This window comes from Agrobacterium sp. NPDC090273 (assembly GCF_044772305.1).
GTDB lineage: Bacteria > Pseudomonadota > Alphaproteobacteria > Rhizobiales > Rhizobiaceae > Agrobacterium.
This window is the reverse complement of the sequence record NZ_JBIVYN010000003.1, coordinates 346,806-365,907: the sequence shown is the minus strand read 5'-3', so window position 1 is coordinate 365,907 and position 19,102 is coordinate 346,806. Positions and strand designations below refer to the sequence as shown.

The window sequence follows — 19,102 nt, the reverse complement described above, 5'->3', positions numbered from 1 at the left end:
GGCAGAAGCCCGAAAACGTCGACGACTGCGGCATTTTCTATGTCTAAAGAGCAGCAGTCTTTCAAGGCCAAAAGCCGACATATGTGGAATAACGGAAGATTTAAATCTTCCTTTACCGGGAAGTAACGCTTCCTCGTTAAAATCTGGGGGTCAAATCGTGTGTTTTGCTGCTGGTGAAATATGGCGCAGAAAAGCATCTTTTCCAGCCTCGTCCGCCAAGCCGACGGGACCTGGACCACAACCTATCGCACGTTCAGCTTGAAATCGGCTTTACAGCCGATCTTTCGAAGAACGGAGGCCGGCCCTCTCGACATCGATTCCTTCGAGGGTCTCGTCCGCCCCTATCGTGGTGAAGAGCCTGTCACGCCGGGTGAGTTTTTCGCACTCGTTGCGCCTGAAGATATCGAGAACATCGACAGCATTCTGCGCACCATCCATATCCTCAACCTGGGCAGGCTGGATCGCGCGCGCGCCCGCATCTTTGTCAATTTTCATCCTGGCCTCTTCCAGACACCTACCAAAATGCGGCAGGAGGTGGAACGCATGCGACTTGCCGCCCACGAAGCGGGCATCACAGCAGATCGCATCGTCTGCGAAATCTCGGAAAAGAAAACATCCGACACACGCATGGTGGCGGATTTTGCCTATCATATGCACGATATCGGCTTTCGCGTCGCCTTGGACGACTATGGCGCCGGCGATTCCGACATCGAGCGCATCAAGCTTATAAAGCCGGACTATGTGAAATTCGAATCCGGATGGGTAAATGAGTTCATGCGCAATTCGGCCGGCGCTGCATTGCTGCGCGTCATCGTCGGCCAGTTCCGCAAAGATGGCATAGAACCCGTCTTTGAAGGACTGGAGTCAGACTGGCAGGTCGACCTTTGCGAAGAACTCGGCGTTTTCCTGATGCAGGGATACGTGCTGGCCAAACCCGAGCTGGCCCCGACGAGCTTCGATGAGCGTTTTCCCGAACTGGGAAGCGACCGATACAACGCCACGGTGCGGGCAGAACGAGCCACATCAGGCCTGCCGCTCTTCAAGGAAGATCGTCCTTCGGACATTCGTCCGGCACGCCCAACACGAACATTTGGAAAACGCGGCATCTGATAAGACCGCACGCATTAACCGTGCCTTGATATTGCCATAATAAATACCGCGGACCGCCTGAATTCGGTCTCCAAGCAGTCCATTTCGAAGCCTCTTCTATCCTTCGCGAGCAGGGATAAAAGGGAACTGAACAGTGTTTACAAACGATCGGACTTCCGTCGAAAGATTACGGGCCAAAAGAACATTGTTTTCTCTCTGGATGGCGGTAGCTGCTCTCCTCGTGATCCTGACCATGGCGGCAGGACTTGCGACCTCGGCAAATGCTGCGCAGGCCGTGGACACCATGCAGACCGCCTCCATCCCTCAGGTTGCCGCAGCCGCACCGGAAGGCGACAACACATTGCTCATAGCTCTCTCTGGCTTCGTCTTTCTCGGCCTCGGTGTCGGTGGTGTGGTCCTCACAAGGCGCAGCCTGAAAGACGAAGCGCGTCGTTTCAAATAGCGACCACGAAATGGTTCCTGCCGCCTTTTGCCCGCCCTGCCGTGGATCTGACCTCCCCGTGGCTGCTGACTTGCAGCGTCCGCACCTTGCTGATAAAGCACGTGGCTAACGTCGTATCGACAATTCAAAAAATTCCCGAACGTCCAAGGCCGTGACACTAGGTTGTCAGGCCCTTGTCTTGCTGCTGGTGCCATTATGACACGTGTTCAAGCCAATCTGGTGCTTCTCCTCGCTGCGGCGATCTGGGGTGGCGGTTTCGTTGCCCAGTCTTCGGCGATGGCATCGATCGGGCCGTTCTGGTTTGTCGGGCTACGCTTTGCGATCGCAACCATTGCCGTTCTGCCATTTGCCCTGCTCGAAAACCGCAGCCTCAAAGCCGCCCCGACGACGGGCAACATGCGGTCGTTTGCGATTGTCGGGCTTGCTCTTTTTGGTGGCGCTACTACGCAGCAGGTCGGCCTGCTCACCACCACAGTGACGAATTCCAGCTTTCTGACTGGCCTCTATGTGATTTTCGTACCGGTCATTGCGGTCGTTCTTTATCGTCGCCATCCGCACTGGATCGTGTGGCCTTGTGCTCTGATGATGCTTGGCGGAATTTTCTTGCTGTCGGGCGGCGCGTTCGCTGCTCTCACCCAGGGCGACATCCTCAGCATTATCTGCGCCTTCTTCTGGGCCATCCAGATCACGCTGGCTGGCCGCTTCGTTTCCGAAACTGGGAGACCTCTGGCGCTGTCCTGCACACAGTTCGCTGTTTGCTCCCTCCTGAGTTGCATCATCGCTCTCGTCTACGAGCCGATCAGCATGGCAGCGATTACAGGTTCGCTGGCCGAGATTTTCTATGTAGGACTGGTCTCATCAGGCCTTGCTTTCGTGCTGCAGGTCATCGGCCAGCGTTACACGACAGCCCCTCAGGCAGCGATATTTCTCTCATCAGAAGCCCTTTTCGGTGCTTTGCTAGCATCGATTTTCCTCAACGAGACGATTTCGGGGGCCGGTTACGTAGGCTGCCTGATTATCTTCGTTGCCATCCTGATGGTCGAACTCATACCCGAACTCACCAAAAAGCGACCCAAAAGCATGGCGGGCGCGGCCTGATACAAAAAGAACCATTTTTCCCAATTCGGGAAAAAGCGCGGCGCCACTGCTAGAAATTTGCTGAAAATGCCGAACCATACGGTGATTATTTCAGCAATTTAGCAGGCTGCAGAAAAATTATGCGATCGCCGTCATTTGCTCTACCGCAGGTTTTTTATCTGATAAAAAGCCCTTGAAAACTTTTGCTTGCCAATTTCAAATAAACGCATCACTCTACCGCGGTTCGGGCAATTTGCGAGCATGGGAAGGCCTATAAATTTGCGCACCGGGGACGCTATAAACCTCGGGCGGCGGGACGAAAAACGTTGGATGAGAACGCCATTACTTCCCGTTGCGAAGGTCCATTTTCTCAATAGTCAAAAGCTGCCTGCCAACGCCCACGCGGGGCAAAACTGTAATGCTGCCTGTAGCTGAACGCGGGCAGAGCGAAAAGGACCTGATGCATGGCCGAGACTGGCACCGTAAAATTCTTCAATACCGACAAAGGCTTCGGCTTCATCAAGCCAGACAATGGTGGCGCTGATATCTTTGTTCACATCTCTGCCGTACAGGCTTCTGGCCTGTCCGGTCTCTCAGAAAATCAGAAAGTAAGCTTCGACACGGAACCGGATCGTCGCGGTAAGGGCCCGAAGGCAGTCAATCTGCAAATTGCTGGCTGACCCGACACGGCTTTCTCTTCTAGTTGAAGCCCGGCAGGAATGCCGGGTTTTTTTATTTGCGTCGCCAAAACAACTTCAGGTTCAAATGCCTTGAAGATAGGGGTTCGTACGGCGTTCTTCATCCAGGCGCCCACCCGGGCCGTGACCGCAAATGAACCCGACCTCATCGCCAAGCGGCAGAAGCTTGTCGCGAATGGATGCAATCAGTTGGTCATGGTTGCCACCCGGCAGATCGGTGCGACCGACGGAACCGGAGAACAATACGTCTCCGACATGCGCGAAATTCTGGTCACGATTGTAATAGATGACATGGCCTGGCGCATGGCCAGGGCAATGATAGACCTCAAACACATGATCGCCGAAGGATACCCGGTCGCCGTCATTCAGCCATCGGTCCGGCAGTACGTTTTGCAGACCGCTGATCCCGTATTTCTCCGCCTGCGCCTCAATTCGCTCAAGAAGCGGACGGTCGTCTTCGTGCGGGCCAACAATATCAAGAGCGAGCTTCTCTTTGAGTTCCTTGGCTCCTCCGGCATGATCGAGGTGACCATGCGTCAGCCAGATCTCTTTCAACGTGATGCCGTTTTCCGCAACAACCTGGAGAATAACGTCCACATCCCCGCCGGGATCAACAATGACGCCCTCCTTGGTGTCCTGATCGAAAAGAACAGTGCAGTTCTGTTCAAAAGGCGTAACAGGAATAATGCCTGCCTGTAGTTTTCCCATGTTATCGTCTCCGGCACCCAAAAAATCCAGTTTTCTATAACGCGCTGTCCTGCCCGGCACAATGCAACGACCGCATTCGTTGGATCGCTGTTTAGCGTTGGAAATCAGTGAGAACGGTCCGAACAGAATGTTTTCAGATACCGGCTGCACAAAAAATCTTGGAACGGACAGACCGTTCTGACGTTTAGCTCCCGTCTTAAAAGGAGTGAGACACATGGACAAAAAGCTGAAACTACTCATAGCCGGCGGCGCTTTTGCGCTCATGGCCGGTTACGCCAATGCCGCCATGGTCGCCACAACCGCATCCGACATTTCCGTGCGTTCTGGCCCTGGCGAAGACTATCCAGAACTGGGTCTTGCTACCCGTGGCAGCAATGCCGTGCTTGATGGCTGCATCGAGAGCAGCGCCTGGTGTCGTATTGAGGTGAACGGTATGAGAGGTTGGGCACATGCCGACTATCTCAACGTAATGTATGAAGGCTCGCCTGTCGTTCTGGAAGAGCGCCGTAGCGACCTTAACGTGCCCGTTGTCACCTATGAAAAGACCTCGAGCATTCAGGCCGAACCGAACCCCGGCGACCCCAATCTTGGTCGCGTGGCCGATGTCGATGCCATCACGCCACCTGAAACGGTGATCACCTACATGGATAGCCATCCGGCTGATGTGGTCCGCGTCGACGGTGACGTCGTTGTCGGCTCGACTTTGCCGCCAAATACGCAGCTCATGACGATCCCGGACTACGAATATAGCTACGTGCGGGTGAATGATGTTCCGGTTCTGGTCGAACCTGGCACTCGTCGTATTGTCTACGTGTACGAGTAACGGCAAGGCAAGGCGTGACAAAAATCGCCAGACCTATCGAGAAGAGCGCGGATTTCCGCGCTCTTTTCTTTTGCCATCGCTTCCCAGCAGGATTCCGGTTGCACCCCGACCCGCACCATATTATCCAGCGCAACAGAAAATGATCGGCGACATCCTCCCGAGCGGGCACGTTTTCGGCTATGTTTACAAAATATTGGCGCATGGACGTGAGTCAGCCGCAGACAACGAAGGAACAGCAGTGCCACCGCAATCGCTCAAGAACGCAGCCACGAAGCAGACACCTGCACTTCCGAAGGTTGATGACGGGAAGATCGATTTCGACACGATTGAAGCACTGTTCTTCGCTTACCGCGACTTCGTCTCCGATCCGGATGTCATTCTTTCCAAGCTTGAATACGGGCGCGCGCACCATCGTGTTGTGTATTTCGTCAGCAGACAACCGGGCATGACAGTTGCAGATTTGCTGGATACCTTGCAGATTACCAAGCAAAGCCTTGCTCGCGTTCTCAAGCAGCTCATTGACGATGGCTATATTCGCCAGATGGCAGGCCCGGAAGATCGTCGTCAGCGCCGGCTCTACCCCACCCTCACCGGACGGGAGCTTGCACTGGCACTCAGCGAACCACAATCACGCCGTATCGATCGCGCACTGGAAGGCCTTGGCCCCGATGCGCGCGACTGCGTGCGGAAATTTTTGGCGCAGATGCGAAGCCCGACACCCCTTGAAGGGGTTCCATTGGAAAGTGAATAACCATGGCGACAGCTCCGACCAAACGCCCTCCCGCGGAAGACGATGCAGCTCACCTGCTGATCGTCGATGACGATGCCCGCATCCGCGATCTCTTGCAGCGTTTTCTCGGAGACAAAGGTTACCGCATTTCTGTTGCAGCCGATGCGGCCGAAGCACGCCGCAAAATGCTTGGCATTCGTTTCGACTTGCTCATTCTCGACGTGATGATGCCCGGTGAAAACGGTCTGTCGCTTACTCGGTCCCTGAACGAGGACAAGTCCGTTCCCGTCATTCTCTTGACGGCACGCTCAGAAGCGGACGCCCGCATCGCCGGTCTGGAAGCTGGCGCTGACGACTACCTCGCCAAACCTTTCGATCCCCGCGAACTGGTTTTGCGCATCAACAATATCCTGCGGCGAAACACATCACCGGATACACCGAAGATCGAACAGATCATGTTCGGCCCCTTCAATTTCTCTATTCCCAAAAAGGAATTGCGACGTGGAGCGGAATCGATCCGTCTGACGGATCGCGAGCAGGAGATCATGCTGCTCTTTGCCCTGCGCGCCGGAGAAACGATACCGCGGCATGAATTGGTCGAGGCAGAATCTGATGTTGGCGAACGAACGATCGACGTGCAGATCAATCGCCTGCGCCGCAAGATCGAGGATGATCCCGCCAACCCTGTCTATTTGCAAACCGTACGCGGTATCGGTTATCGCTTGAGCGTAGATTGAACCTCGCAACAGCGAAAACGGGCGCATAAACATGGCAAGCCTCGATTTTCTCACCACCGTCAAGAACAGCGGCATCGCGAGAAGCTGGCGTTCCTTCGGCAGATTGGTTCGCCACTGGCTACCAACAGGGCTTTATACCCGTTCGCTCATCATCATCATCCTGCCGATGATCCTGCTTCAGGGGGTCGTGGCCGCTGTTTTCATGGAGCGTCACTGGCAGCTCGTCACGGAACGCCTTTCTGCCGCCGTTACCCGCGACATCTCGGCCATCATCGAATTGCTGCAGACGGACCCTGAAGAGGACGACTATCAGCGCGTCATCCGGATTGCCCGCGATAAGCTCGACCTCAGCGTCTATATCGAGCCGAAGTCCGATCTGCCAGCACCAAGACCCGAACCGCTGTTTTCCATTCTCGACAGGATTTTGGCAGACCAACTGACCCAGCAAATCGGCAAGCCGTTCTGGATCGACACTTACGGCAATGGCTCGCTCGTTGAGATTCGCATCCAGCTTGAAGACAAGACACTGAGGGTCTTCACCCGGCGCAGCCAGGCCTACGCATCCAACACCCATATTTTCCTTGTCTGGATGGTCGGTGCATCGCTGGTGCTGATCGCCATTTCCATCCTGTTCCTGCGTGGACAGATCAAACCGATAGAGTCGCTGGCGCTTGCAGCCGAAAGCTTCGGCAAGGGCCAGAAAATCAGCGCTTACTCACCGCGCGGCGCAGATGAAGTCCGGCGAGCGGGTCTCGCTTTCATCCTCATGCGCGAGCGCATCGAGCGCCAGATGGAACAGCGAACGGCTATGCTGAATGGCGTGAGCCACGACCTGCGCACCATCCTGACACGCTTCAAGTTGCAATTGGCCCTGGCTGGCGACAATCCCGACCTTGAAGGATTGGACAACGACGTCGAGGATATGCAGTCGATGCTGGAAGCTTATCTGACATTTGCGCAGACCGACGTGGAGGAGAATGTCGGCACGCTGGCGCTTGTTCCGCTTCTGGAAAAGACCAAGCACGACTTTGCGCTCCACGGCAAAACCCTGAGCTACGAACTTTACAACGTCGAGAATGTCGTCGCGCGACCAAATGCACTGTCCCGCCTTGTTGCCAACCTGGCCGCCAACGCGCAGCGCTATGCCAACCGCCTTCATATCGATATTCGCAAGGCGCCACGCTCGATCATCATGACGTTCGATGACGATGGTCCCGGCATTCCAGAACAATCACGCGAAGATGTCTTCAAACCGTTTTTCCGGTTGGACGAAGCACGTAATCTCAATGCTTCAGGAACGGGGCTTGGCCTTTCCATTGTCAGGGATATTGCCCGTAGCCATGGCGGAGAAGTCACACTGGGTGACAGCGCGATGGGCGGCTTGCGCGTCATCGTGAAAATTCCGGCCTGATCCGCTTATCCTAGAACCGAGGCCGGAAAAGTTCTGATCAGCACATTTTCTCGCCGTTTGGCACGTCGCGCTCAACGCCTGCCAGAACGATGGCACCGTCCTTGTCGGCAAAACCGAGGGTCAGAACTTCCGAGCGAAAGGGACCAATCTGCCGCGGCGGAAAATTTACCACGCCCAGCACCCGCCGACCGACCAGGCTTTCCGGCGTATAGTGCACGGTGATCTGTGCCGATGATTTCTTGATGCCGATTTCCGGTCCGAAGTCGATCTTCACCTTGAAGGCCGGTTTGCGCGCTTCCGGAAAAGGTTCGGCTTCGATGATCGTACCGACACGGATATCGACCTTCTCGAAATCGGCATAGGAAATTTCACCGCTCATGTCTGTACCTTATCAGCCGGCCAATTCTTCGGCGCGTTTTTTCGCGGCCGCAACCGCCTTGTCGAACAGGGGCTGCATACCGTCTTCCGCCATCAGGACGGACAGTGCCGCAGCAGTCGTACCACCCGGAGAAGTCACGTTCTGGCGGAGGCGCGACGCCTCTTCCGTGGCCTGGTGCAGCAATTCCCCTGCCCCGGCAACGGTCTCACGCGCAAGACGCATTGCCACATCGGCAGGCAGGCCTGCTTTGCGACCAGCTTCGGCCATGCACTCGACGAGATAGAAGACATAAGCTGGACCGCTACCCGAAACTGCCGTCACCGCGTCGATATCGCTCTCGGCGTCGACCCACTCAACGGGTCCGCTCACTTTCAGCAACCCATCGACCACGGATTTCAGAGCTGGCGTAACCGCAGCATTGGCATAAGCGCCCGTAACGCCACGGCTAACCATCGCTGGAGTGTTCGGCATGGCTCTGACAGCAGCCACGTCACCGAAATAAGAAGTGAAGGTGCTGATGGTCGTTCCGGCCGCGATTGAAACGACAACCGTGGATGGACCGACGAGTGACTTCAACGCTGGCAGCACGCTGTCCATCAGTTGCGGCTTCACGGCAACGAACAGAATACCCGCTGTCACGCCTTCCGGTGCGCTTTCGCTATGCAGCGCGCCAGCCTCGGCGATCGTCGTTCTCATGGCGTCGGAGGGGCGTGGGTCGACAACGATGACTTGCGATCCGGGCACACCTTTTTTGAGCCAGCCGGTCAGCATTGCGCCGCCCATATTGCCCGCTCCGACCAGAACGAGCGGCCCCGAAGCCTTGTACACCATATTACGCTTCTCCAACGGTCTCGAACATAACGGCTTCAATTGCCGTTTTGGCGTCCAGTCCCGACCAGACGACGAACTGGAATGCCTGATAATATTGCTCGCAGGACTCAAGCGCGCTGGAAAGCAGCACCTCAACCTGCTGGTTGTTGGGCTCCGCGCCGCCAGCGAGCAGAAGCGACTGACGGAAGATCACCACATCTTCCTGCCGCCACAGGTCGAAATGCCCCATGAGCACCTGACCGTTGATTTGCGAAAGCAGGCGAATAACCTCATTGACGCGTGGCTCGGGCACCTTGATGTCGAATGCACAGGCAAGATGAAGCGCCTCGAACTCCTCCATCCAGGAAAAGGAGATATGGTAGTCCGCCCAGTGACCCGCTACCGTCATGGCAATTTCATCCTCGCCAGAGCGTTCGAACGACCAGTCGTTCGTCGCGGCAACGATCTCGATCATGTCCACTGGATTGGACTGACGCTCAATTTCAAATTCCATCAGGCTCATGCGGCACCTTCTCAGCCGGAATCGATGTTACGTTTTGAACGCCGGGCACAAAACTCACATACAAACCGGATTCAACATTTGAGACGATTGCCCGACACCACCAGAATTACGCAGTCACCCTGTCTGGAGCTTACCAGGTTCGTTTCGAATCATCATTTAAAATCAGTCTATAATGCGCGAGTCCTACTGCCACCCCTCAAAGGCCATTTTTGCTTTTTGAGCAGTGGATATCTTCTCCCGCATTGCCTCAGGCGAGAGTCATAACCGACTCTGACAATTGTGTTTTTTGCATGTGTCCACAGGCCGGAAATTTCCCGTCCCGGTTTCGAAAATGACACCTGATGCAGACCGTCACGGAACAAGCGCGCAACAAAAAACCGGACCCGCTGCGCGAATCCGGTTTCCATCAGAATCTGAGAGCCTTAACCGTGTCAGTCGGTCGAGGTCGAGAGTTTTGCTTCGAGTGCCTCGATGCGGGCGCGCAGGGCGTCATTTTCGTCGCGCGCCTGGATAGCCATTTCGCGCACAGCTTCGAATTCTTCGCGCTTTACGACGTCGAGGCTATTGAGCCAGCGATCCGCCTGCGCGTGAAATGCGGATTCGACTTCCTTACGCATGCCTTGCGCAGCGCCGGCTGCGTCTGTCATCAGCTTGGCAAATTCATCCAGAAAACGGTTGGTGCCCGTCGTGCTCATGGCGCAGTTCCTTCGTCGGTTAAAAGAGCTTTCCGCTCCATCCGGTTGATATGTTTCAGGTAGGCACTCGACCGCCACCTTGCAAGCAAAATCGCACAATCCGGCACCTTTCCTCGCCACGAATGGCGCCCGGACAGGCTGCAAAAATCACCTTGACCACCGCCACTTCAATCGCCATTTTCCTCGCTCCGGGTAACGGCCGTCATGGCCGGAAACCTTGAGGCAATGGAACCAATCTGTTGTCAGTAACAGCAACGATGACGGAATATACGATTGTCAGCCGCAGCAGCCCTACTCGCCATTATGCCGTTCCCAGATATTGATCCGGTGGCCGTTTCCATCGGACCCGTCGCGATCCACTGGTACGGGCTTGCTTACGTCGTCGGCATCATGCTCGGCTGGTCCTACGCCCGCCGACTGAGCCGCACCAATCATCTCTGGCAAAAAGACAACTCACCAGTAACCGTGCAGCATCTCGATGATTTCATCCTGTGGGCTGCCGCTGGCATCGTATTGGGCGGGCGCATCGGCTACATCCTGTTTTACGATCTTTCCTCCGTCGCAGCCAATCCGATCAGAGCAATCGAGATCTGGAACGGCGGCATGTCTTTTCATGGCGGGCTAATCGGCACCACCATCGCGATGATATTGTTTGCGCGCAAGAACGGCATTCCGGTCTGGAGCATGTTCGACATCGTCGCCGCCGTCGCCCCCATCGGCCTGTTTTTCGGCCGCATCGCCAATTTCATCAACGGCGAGTTGTGGGGCCGTATTTCCGACGCTCCATGGGCCGTTGTCTTTCCAACAGGCGGCCCTTTCGCCCGCCATCCGAGCCAACTGTACGAGGCGGGTCTCGAAGGCTTGCTTCTGACCGCTGTACTGGCTCTGGCAATCTACGCGTTCAAGGCATTGAAAGCTCCCGGCACCGTGACCGGCATCTTCGTCGCAGGTTATGCTCTTTCGCGTATTTTCGTCGAATTCTTCCGCGAACCGGATGCCCAGATCGGTTATCTGGCAGGCAATTGGCTGACCATGGGCATGGTACTTTCGACACCCATGGTGCTGCTGGGACTGTGGGCAGTCGTTCGCGCCCGCAGTGCCGCAGGCCGCGCGTAACCGGGATGCCTTGCTATGAGCACACCACTTGCGCGTCGCATCAAATCCATGATCCGCCTCAACGGGCCTTTGAGCGTCACAGATTTCTTTTCGCTCTGCCTCGCTGATCCCGAACACGGTTATTACAAAAGCCGAGAGCCTTTTGGCCGCTCAGGCGATTTCATAACCGCACCGGAGGTCAGTCAGCTTTTTGGTGAAATGATCGGCGTTTTCGTGGTGCATGCCTGGCAACGCCACGGCGCGCCTGCCGAGGCAAGGCTGGTCGAAATCGGCCCCGGACGCGGAACGATGATGTCCGATATCTTGCGCGTCATTCGCCGTATCGCCCCGCCTTTCTACGAGACGATGCAGATCCATCTCGTGGAAACCAGTCCAAGGTTGACGGCCATCCAGAAGGAAACGCTTACCGGTCACTCCGGCAAGCTGACATGGCACGAGAGCTTCGATGCCGTTCCGAACGGTTTTCTGCTGCTCGTTGCCAATGAACTGTTCGACGCCATTCCAATCCGGCAATTTGTCAGGACGCCACAGGGTTTTCGCGAGCGCGTCGTGAGCCTGGATGCCGACGACAATCTGGTATTCTCGGTAGGTGTTGCAGGTATCGACCCTGCCCTCTTGCCGCCCCTTCCCGAACGACAACCGATTGGAACCATCGTCGAGATATCCCCTGCACGCGAAGCGGTGATGACGGCAATCTGCCAGCGATTGACCACGCACGGCGGCACGGCACTCGCGATCGACTACGGCCATCTGGTTTCAGCTTATGGCGACACGATGCAGGCCATGCGCCATCACGCCTTCGACCCCGTGCTTGCCCACCCCGGCGAAGCCGATCTCACGAGCCATGTGGATTTTGAAAGCCTCGTCAAAACAGCAGAGGCAAACGGCGTCCATGTCAACGGCAGTCTGCGTCAGGGAGACTTCCTGTACGGGCTTGGCCTGAAGGAGCGTGCTTCGGCACTGGCAGCCAAGGCGGACCCCGACCAGACGCTTGCGATCGCTGAAGCAGTCAATCGTCTGGCCGGCGAAGGAGCAGGCAAAATGGGGGAACTTTTCAAGGTGATCGCCGTTTCAAGCCCTGCACTTCATCTCATGCCGTTTCGCGCGGTGGATTGACACGACGAACGGGTCTGGGCCACCATTGCCTGTAAAACGAAGCAGGCGAATGGCATCAAATCCATCGTAGCCCTGCCGACAGGAAACATCTCTCTTACCACATTCCCACTGCAAAACAGCGACATTCTCCAAGGAATTCCAAGACCATGCAGAACGAAACGCTGCCGCTCCCAATCCAGAGCCCCTTGCTTTCGTCCCTCTCCGGTAACAAGGTTCGCCACGGCTTTTTTACACGCTATGGCGGGGTTTCGGCAGGCATTTACGAAGGTCTGAATGTCGGCCTCGGCTCGAACGACGAGCCGGAACGGGTCAAGGAAAACAGACGCCGCGTTGCGCAATGGTTTGGCCTGCCGACAGAGAAACTTGCGACCGTCCACCAGGTCCATTCTCCCGATGTGGTCGTCGTGGATGACAGCTACGCAGGCGATCGCCCGGAGGCAGACGCCATGGTCACGGCGACACCAGGCGTGGTTCTCGGCGTGTTGAGCGCCGATTGCGGCCCCATTCTTTTTGCCGACGCCGAGGCGGGTGTGGTTGGCGCAGCCCACGCCGGATGGAAAGGTGCGCTGTTTGGCGTTCTGGAGAACACCATCAGCGCCATGGAACGGCTTGGAGCAAACCGCGAACGCATCATCACATCGCTCGGTCCGTCCATCAGCCAGGCCAATTATGAGGTAGGGCCGGAATATGTGACGCGCTTTACCGACATCGATCCCGATTACCAATGTTATTTCTCCGCTGCAGAAAAAGCCGGCCATGCCTTTTTCGACCTGAAACAGTTCACCATCGACCGCTTGATCAAGGCAGGTGTCAGGGCGGAAAATCTCGGTCTTTGCACCTACCCCGACGAAGAGCGGTTCTATTCCTATCGCCGCACCACCCATCGCGCCGAACCGGATTACGGACGGCAGATTTCTGCTATCGCTGTTGTGGAGGATTAATATGGCCCTGCATTTCGAGCTCTCGGAATTCGAGGCGCGTCGCGAACGGCTGACCGCGAAGATGGCGGAAGAAAAGCTGGATGCCATGCTACTGTTTGCGCAGGAAAGCATGTACTGGCTGACCGGTTACGACACCTTCGGCTACTGTTTTTTCCAGACGCTTGTCGTGAAGTCAGATGGCTCCATGACGCTCCTCACACGGGCAGCAGATCTCAGGCAGGCGCGCAATACCTCCACCATCGAAAACATTCTGATCTGGGTCGACAGGCCCAACGCTGACCCGACGCTGGACCTTAAAAATCTGCTGAGCGATCTCGATCTGCTCGGCGCCCGGATCGGTATCGAATACGACACTCACGGTATGACCGGGCGTGTCGCGCGCCTCATCGACAATCAGCTCGCCAGCTTCGGCCAGCTTGTCGATGCCTCCTATCTTGTCAGCACACTTCGTCTCGTCAAAAGCCCGGCGGAAATCGTCTATGCAAAACGGGCTGGCGATATGGCCGACGACGCACTTGATGCCGCGATGAAGATCATCGCGCCCGGCGCTGACGAAGCAGACATTCTCGCGGCGATGCAAGGCGCGATCCTGGCTCGCGGCGGCGACTACCCCGCCAACGAATTTGTCATTGGCTCTGCCGCGGACGCTCTGCTCTGCCGCTACAAGTCTGGCCGCCGCAAGCTTGATACGACGGATCAGTTGACCCTGGAGTGGGCAGGTGTCAGCGCTCACTATCACACGGCCATGCTGCGAACGGTACTGATAGGCGAACAGGATTTCCGGCAGAAGGAACTCTACAGCGCCTGCCTGCAAAATCTGACGGCGATCGAAGAAATCCTGCGTCCCGGCAGCACATTCGGCGATGTTTTCGACATGCATGCCCGTGTCATGGATGAACGCGGCCTCACCCGACACCGCCTCAATACCTGCGGTTATTCGCTTGGCACCCGTTTTTCGCCGTCCTGGATGGAACATCAGATGTTCCAGGCAGGCAACCCACAGGAAATTCAGAAAGACATGACACTGTTTGTGCACATGATCGTGATGGATTCCGACTCGGGCTACGCGATGACGCTAGGCCAGACATATCTGACGACGGACGGCGCCCCGGAGCCCCTGTCACGCCACAGCCTCGATCTTCTGACAGCGTGAGCTTACTCCACAACCGGCCATTTGACCTGGTAAACCGGCGTGTTTGACAGGAGGGGAGAACCCGCCATACATTGCCGCACCCTGGAAGAATATGGAGCGGAACATGAGAGGCAACATCGCATGAGCCGGACAAGGCTCATTCTCGTCATCCCGGCGCTCACCCTCATGCTGTCGGCCTGCAACACGACGGAAGCCCTGACACCGCAGGTCGATATTGGCCAAAGCGGGTCCACACCCGTGACCCAAGGCGATCTTGATCAGATGGCCGCCGCCGCAGACAGGGCACCAGCAGGTTCACCAGCGACATCGAGCTCAGTTCGCTCCTATGCGCCACAAAATACGCTGCAGGCTCAGGCACAGGCGCTCTCCAACGGCAATCAATATGGCCAACCAGTCGACCAGAGCCCTCCCCAGCAGCAACCGCAACAGACGGCCTCGCTCGCTCCTTCCGGTTCCTCCGGCGATTCCATTCGCTTTCTGCCCATTATCGGCGCTCCCGTACAGGCGGTGACCCCGCTGTCGCGCCAGCTCGGCGCGGAAGCACGTGCCAAGGGTCTGGCGATCCGCGCCTCGAACGACAATTCCGCCGACAATATTCTGAAAGGATACTTCTCCGCCTTCGCTGAAGGCAACAAGGTGAATGTCATTTACGTCTGGGATGTTCTGGATGCGAATGGTGCGCGCCTGCACAGGCTTCAGGGCCAGGAAACAGTACCTGGCAAAGGCACTGATCCATGGTCGGCCGTCAGTGATCGTGTAATGCAGGATATCGCGGCAAAAACGCTGAATGAATATGTCACATGGAAGCAAGCACAGCGAGGATGAGGCAGTAAAACCGGACAAGTCGCAAAGATTTCACGAAAATCATTGGGAAAGCATGGAGTCCTCTTGCAATCGGAGGCAACAGCGCTATTAAGGCGCGCATGGCAATAGGGCGTGTCCGGCAAAGGTCTTTCGGCCGGGTATTCCTCCCCTTGAACGACGCTTGGTCACGGAAAACCTATCCCGGACCATAGGCGATGGCATGGAAACAGGCGGCCGCAATGAAGGTTTTCGCAGGCAATTCGAACCGGCACCTCGCCGAAGCGATCTGCAAGTATCTCAACGTTCCTCTAGGAAATGCCACTGTAAAGCGGTTTGCTGACCAGGAAATATTCGTAGAAATCGGGGAAAACGTACGTGGTGAGGACGTTTTTGTCGTCCAGTCCACCTCATTCCCGGCAAACGATCATCTGATGGAATTGCTCATCATGATCGATGCCATGCGCCGCTCCTCGGCTAAGCGCATCACGGCGGTTCTTCCCTATTTCGGTTACGCCCGCCAGGACCGTAAGGCCGGCCCCCGCACACCGATTTCCGCCAAGCTTGTCGCCAACCTGATTACTGAAGCGGGTGCTGACCGCGTTCTGACGCTCGATCTTCACGCTGGGCAGATCCAGGGTTTCTTCGACATTCCGACCGATAACCTCTTCGCCGCACCGATCCTGGCCCGCGACGTGAAGGAACACTACGACACCAACAACGTCATGGTTGTTTCGCCTGACGTTGGCGGTGTGGTTCGCGCCCGTGCACTGGCAAAGCGCCTCGACTGTCTGTTGGCTATCGTCGACAAGCGCCGCGACCGTCCGGGCGAATCCGAGGTCATGAACGTCATCGGTGATGTCTCTGGAAAGGACTGCCTCCTGATCGACGACATCGTCGATTCCGGCGGCACGCTTTGCAACGCGGCCGAAGCGCTGCTGAAGAAAGGCGCGACCAGCGTCACCGCTTACATCACGCATGGCGTTCTGTCCGGCGGAGCTGTTGCCCGTGTCGCTTCATCGAAGCTTCGCGAACTCGTCATCACTGACAGCATTCAGCCGACCACAGCCGTTCAATCGGCCCACAATATCCGCGTTGTCACAACGGCAAACCTTTTGGGCGAAGCCATCAACCGTACGGCTCAGGAAGAGTCTGTGTCGGGTCTGTTCGACTGAGACATCGAAGATCAGGTGACAATTTGAAAGGCGGCCATCATTTCGATGCCGCCTTTTTGCTTTTCCGGGGCTGCGACCGGGCAGCGCGTCGATCGGGGAGCTGAAAACGGCTTGGCCAACCCGTTCTCAACATCCAACTGGCGAGACATTTCCGTCAGTCACCACCGATCCTCCACGACAAATGCCGTCGGCGGAGCTTCGCGCCGTTTCCTTACCGTTTTATGCAGCCTTAACACGACGGGAACACGGGAAATTTTCGCGTAAAAAGAGAAATATAGTCGTACAATTGCCTCGAAATTTAACGCGTCCGTAAACAATTGTTGCGACGTTTCCGGCACGTATTTAAGGGGGGAGAAAACACGATGCCCGGCACGATTCCGTCCAATGGCAAGATCAAGTCATTGTCGATAAAAGCAAAGTTTGCAGCACTGGTAACAGGCGCAACCTTGATTTCCTGTTTGTCCGTAGGACTGATCTCCTATCAGATCGGCAGGGCAGGTCTGATCGACGCCAGCACAATCAGGCTCGAAACGGTTGCAGGAAATCAATCGAAACAGCTTGACGCTTATACATTGCGCGTCGAACAAAGCATTGCCGAACTGTCGCAGAACTCTGCAATTGCACAGGCAACGGAAACGATGACCAACATCATTCCGAGCGAACTGGACGCCGTCGTGCAGGCTTTCCGCCGTGATGGCATTTCTGAAGAAGAGCGCGCCTCTTTTGACGGCACCGGATTGAAGTTGCTCTACGCCATCCAGCACGCAACCATCAATGGGACCATTGCCAGCGTTTGGCGCAATACCAAGGTCAGCGATATCTACGTAATCGACAAGAACGGTCTGATTGTCTACTCGGTAACCAAGGGCAAGAACTTCCTCACCAATATTTCCGAGCCGCAGAACAGAGCCATCAAGGATCTTTATGATCGCGTCTCGGCGGGCAAAGACGGCGTTATCACGACTGCGTCGTTCAGCGGCCAGGGCGCGGAGGAATCTGCTTTCGTCGGTATGCCGCTTGCGGTTTCGAACTGGGGACAGATACAGCGCAAAGGCGTCGTGATCATGCGCGTATCGGCCGACCGGGTTGGCACGATCGTCACGCCGGAAGAAACCGGCAAGAGCATTGATGATGCGCTTCTTCTGAGTGCAGATGGCAAACGCCGCGCGGGCGTCCTGTCCGGCGGTGCGGACGCTCGTGTTCCCGAAAGCCTAGCGGGCCTGTCCGGCTCGGCAAACGCCGGCACGGTCGTCGCAAGCACGCCTGCTGGCAACATGTTCTACGCGTATCGCCCGGTCACCGTTTTCGGCGAAAAGCATTTGCTCGCGATCGGCCAGCAGGAGAGCAAGGTCCTCGCCGCTGCCAACAATCTCGCCTTCTGGGCGACGCTGGCAACACTCGCAGTCCTGGCCGCCATGACCCTCATCGGCATCATCGTTTCCGCAGGCCTGACAAAGCCGCTGACCGGCCTGGCAAACCTTATGGAACGCCTGAACGGCGGCGAAAACAACATCGAGATCAAGGCTGTCGCACGCGGCGACGAAATTGGCACAATGGCACGCGCACTGGAATCCTTCCGCCAGGGCATCCTTGAAAAGCTGCGCATGGAAGACGAAGCCGCCCGCAAGGGAGAGGAACTCGACGAAGAACGCGCTCAGCGCGAAATGGAAAAGGCGAGAAGCGCCAAGGAACTGGAAGAAGCCGTCAGTGCTCTTGCAAAGGGTCTCGCCAACCTCGCCGCAGGCAGGCTCGATCTGCGGATCGAGAAAGCCTTTGTTCCGTCCCTTGACCACCTGCGCATCGATTTCAACAATTCGATGGCGGGTCTGGAAACGACAATCGCCAATATCGATCACAGCGCCAGCGCCATTCGTGCCGGCTCGAGCGAACTCAAGAGTGCTTCGGAAGATCTGTCTCGTCGCACGGAACGGCAGGCCGCTGCCCTTGAAGAGGCTGCGGCAGCACTGGGCGACATGACGAAGGCCGTCAACAATTCTCTCGAGCGTTGCAACGTGGCGGTCGAAGCGACAGCCGACACCATGCAGGACGCACACAAGTCTACAGCCGTGGTGAAGGAAGCCATCATTGCGATGGAGCGGATCGAAACCTCATCGTCCAAGATCCGCCAAATCATCGATGTCATCGATCAGATCGCGTTCCAGACCAACCTTCTGGCTCTGAACGCCGGCGTCGAAGCTGCGCGTGCCGGCGAAGCAGGCAAAGGCTTTGCTGTCGTTGCACAGGAAGTCCGCGAGCTTGCGCAGAAATCCGCCGCCGCGGCCCGCGATATCACCCAGCTGATCGCAACCTCGGCAGGTGATGTAGAAAGTGGCGTTGCACTTGTTCTGCGCACCGGCGAGAGCCTGGAGCAGATTCAGGGCCGCATTCAGTCCGTCAACGATCAGATCGTGGCGATCGCCGCCGCGTCGCGCGAACAATCGGGACGCCTTGGTGAAATCAACGCTTCGGTCAACGAACTCGATCAGGTCACACAGCAGAATGCCGCCATGGTCGAGGAAACCACTGCCTCTGCCTTCTCGTTGGCAAGCGAGGCCGACGGCCTGACCGAACAGGTTGGACAGTTCTCGGTGGGCTCCGGTCGCCAGGATGAGCGCCGCTACGCCGCTTGACGGCGACCACGCATAGAAATCTGTAAA

The 19,102-nt window shown here is 56.7% G+C and carries 20 protein-coding genes; 15 read left to right on the top strand and 5 right to left on the bottom strand.

The window, feature by feature from the left end; translation table 11 throughout:
- Positions 1–180 precede the first annotated feature (180 nt).
- The 4 genes from ACIQT8_RS11025 to ACIQT8_RS11010 all read left to right on the top strand — a co-directional run bounded on the left by ACIQT8_RS11025 (position 181) and on the right by ACIQT8_RS11010 (position 3,309).
- Positions 181–1,110, top strand: a complete 930-nt coding sequence (locus ACIQT8_RS11025; RefSeq protein ID WP_400965074.1) for an EAL domain-containing protein — start codon at positions 181–183, stop codon at positions 1,108–1,110.
- A gap of 184 nt (positions 1,111–1,294) precedes the next feature.
- Positions 1,295–1,552 (top strand): hypothetical protein, encoded by a 258-nt coding sequence (locus tag ACIQT8_RS11020; protein ID WP_400965072.1) that lies wholly within the window; start codon positions 1,295–1,297, stop codon positions 1,550–1,552.
- Positions 1,553–1,747: 195 nt separating this feature from the next.
- Entirely contained in the window at positions 1,748–2,650 is a 903-nt protein-coding gene (locus ACIQT8_RS11015) for a DMT family transporter (RefSeq protein WP_400965070.1), read from the top strand.
- Between the two features lie 443 nt (positions 2,651–3,093).
- Entirely contained in the window at positions 3,094–3,309 is a 216-nt protein-coding gene (locus ACIQT8_RS11010) for a cold-shock protein (RefSeq protein WP_003494703.1), read from the top strand.
- Between the two features lie 81 nt (positions 3,310–3,390).
- Here ACIQT8_RS11010 and ACIQT8_RS11005 read toward each other — a convergent pair whose 3' ends face one another.
- Positions 3,391–4,035: an MBL fold metallo-hydrolase gene (locus ACIQT8_RS11005; protein WP_400965068.1), complete on the bottom strand. Its 645-nt coding sequence runs from the start codon at positions 4,033–4,035 to the stop codon at positions 3,391–3,393.
- Positions 4,036–4,249: 214 nt separating this feature from the next.
- Here ACIQT8_RS11005 and ACIQT8_RS11000 point away from each other — a divergent pair, with 214 nt between their 5' ends.
- From ACIQT8_RS11000 to ACIQT8_RS10985, 4 genes are all read left to right on the top strand, one after another.
- Positions 4,250–4,858, top strand: coding sequence for a DUF1236 domain-containing protein (locus tag ACIQT8_RS11000; RefSeq protein ID WP_400965066.1), 609 nt, complete (start codon positions 4,250–4,252; stop codon positions 4,856–4,858).
- A gap of 238 nt (positions 4,859–5,096) precedes the next feature.
- Positions 5,097–5,609, top strand: a complete 513-nt coding sequence (locus ACIQT8_RS10995; protein ID WP_138791072.1) for a MarR family winged helix-turn-helix transcriptional regulator — start codon at positions 5,097–5,099, stop codon at positions 5,607–5,609.
- A gap of 2 nt (positions 5,610–5,611) precedes the next feature.
- Positions 5,612–6,325: a response regulator gene (locus ACIQT8_RS10990; protein ID WP_138791073.1), complete on the top strand. Its 714-nt coding sequence runs from the start codon at positions 5,612–5,614 to the stop codon at positions 6,323–6,325.
- Between the two features lie 31 nt (positions 6,326–6,356).
- Complete coding sequence (locus ACIQT8_RS10985; protein ID WP_138791074.1) at positions 6,357–7,736, top strand: ATP-binding protein; 1,380 nt, start codon at positions 6,357–6,359, stop codon at positions 7,734–7,736.
- A 37-nt stretch (positions 7,737–7,773) separates the two neighbouring features.
- Here the strand turns inward: ACIQT8_RS10985 and ACIQT8_RS10980 are convergent, their stop codons facing one another.
- The 4 genes from ACIQT8_RS10980 to ACIQT8_RS10965 form a co-directional block, all read right to left on the bottom strand.
- Positions 7,774–8,115, bottom strand: coding sequence for a tRNA-binding protein (locus ACIQT8_RS10980; protein WP_400965062.1), 342 nt, complete (start codon positions 8,113–8,115; stop codon positions 7,774–7,776).
- A 12-nt stretch (positions 8,116–8,127) separates the two neighbouring features.
- Complete coding sequence (proC, locus tag ACIQT8_RS10975; RefSeq protein WP_400965060.1) at positions 8,128–8,946, bottom strand: pyrroline-5-carboxylate reductase; 819 nt, start codon at positions 8,944–8,946, stop codon at positions 8,128–8,130.
- Position 8,947: 1 nt separating this feature from the next.
- Positions 8,948–9,448 (bottom strand): YbjN domain-containing protein, encoded by a 501-nt coding sequence (locus tag ACIQT8_RS10970; protein ID WP_138791077.1) that lies wholly within the window; start codon positions 9,446–9,448, stop codon positions 8,948–8,950.
- 431 nt (positions 9,449–9,879) lie between these two features.
- Positions 9,880–10,143 (bottom strand): accessory factor UbiK family protein, encoded by a 264-nt coding sequence (locus ACIQT8_RS10965; protein ID WP_138791078.1) that lies wholly within the window; start codon positions 10,141–10,143, stop codon positions 9,880–9,882.
- Positions 10,144–10,416: 273 nt separating this feature from the next.
- Between ACIQT8_RS10965 and lgt the strand changes: the two genes are divergently transcribed.
- The 7 genes from lgt to ACIQT8_RS10930 all read left to right on the top strand — a co-directional run bounded on the left by lgt (position 10,417) and on the right by ACIQT8_RS10930 (position 19,075).
- The gene (gene lgt, locus ACIQT8_RS10960; RefSeq protein ID WP_178340852.1) at positions 10,417–11,259 is read left to right on the top strand and encodes a prolipoprotein diacylglyceryl transferase; all 843 of its coding nucleotides are present in this window, start codon (positions 10,417–10,419) and stop codon (positions 11,257–11,259) included.
- A 15-nt stretch (positions 11,260–11,274) separates the two neighbouring features.
- Entirely contained in the window at positions 11,275–12,375 is a 1,101-nt protein-coding gene (locus tag ACIQT8_RS10955; RefSeq protein ID WP_400965057.1) for a class I SAM-dependent methyltransferase, read from the top strand.
- A gap of 146 nt (positions 12,376–12,521) precedes the next feature.
- Positions 12,522–13,316: a peptidoglycan editing factor PgeF gene (gene pgeF, locus ACIQT8_RS10950; protein WP_400965055.1), complete on the top strand. Its 795-nt coding sequence runs from the start codon at positions 12,522–12,524 to the stop codon at positions 13,314–13,316.
- Position 13,317: 1 nt separating this feature from the next.
- Positions 13,318–14,469, top strand: coding sequence for a M24 family metallopeptidase (locus ACIQT8_RS10945; protein ID WP_400965053.1), 1,152 nt, complete (start codon positions 13,318–13,320; stop codon positions 14,467–14,469).
- 120 nt (positions 14,470–14,589) lie between these two features.
- Complete coding sequence (locus tag ACIQT8_RS10940) at positions 14,590–15,294, top strand: hypothetical protein (RefSeq protein ID WP_400965051.1); 705 nt, start codon at positions 14,590–14,592, stop codon at positions 15,292–15,294.
- Between the two features lie 218 nt (positions 15,295–15,512).
- Positions 15,513–16,445 (top strand): ribose-phosphate pyrophosphokinase, encoded by a 933-nt coding sequence (locus ACIQT8_RS10935; protein WP_138791083.1) that lies wholly within the window; start codon positions 15,513–15,515, stop codon positions 16,443–16,445.
- A 362-nt stretch (positions 16,446–16,807) separates the two neighbouring features.
- Positions 16,808–19,075: a methyl-accepting chemotaxis protein gene (locus ACIQT8_RS10930; RefSeq protein ID WP_400965049.1), complete on the top strand. Its 2,268-nt coding sequence runs from the start codon at positions 16,808–16,810 to the stop codon at positions 19,073–19,075.
- Positions 19,076–19,102: the final 27 nt, after the last annotated feature.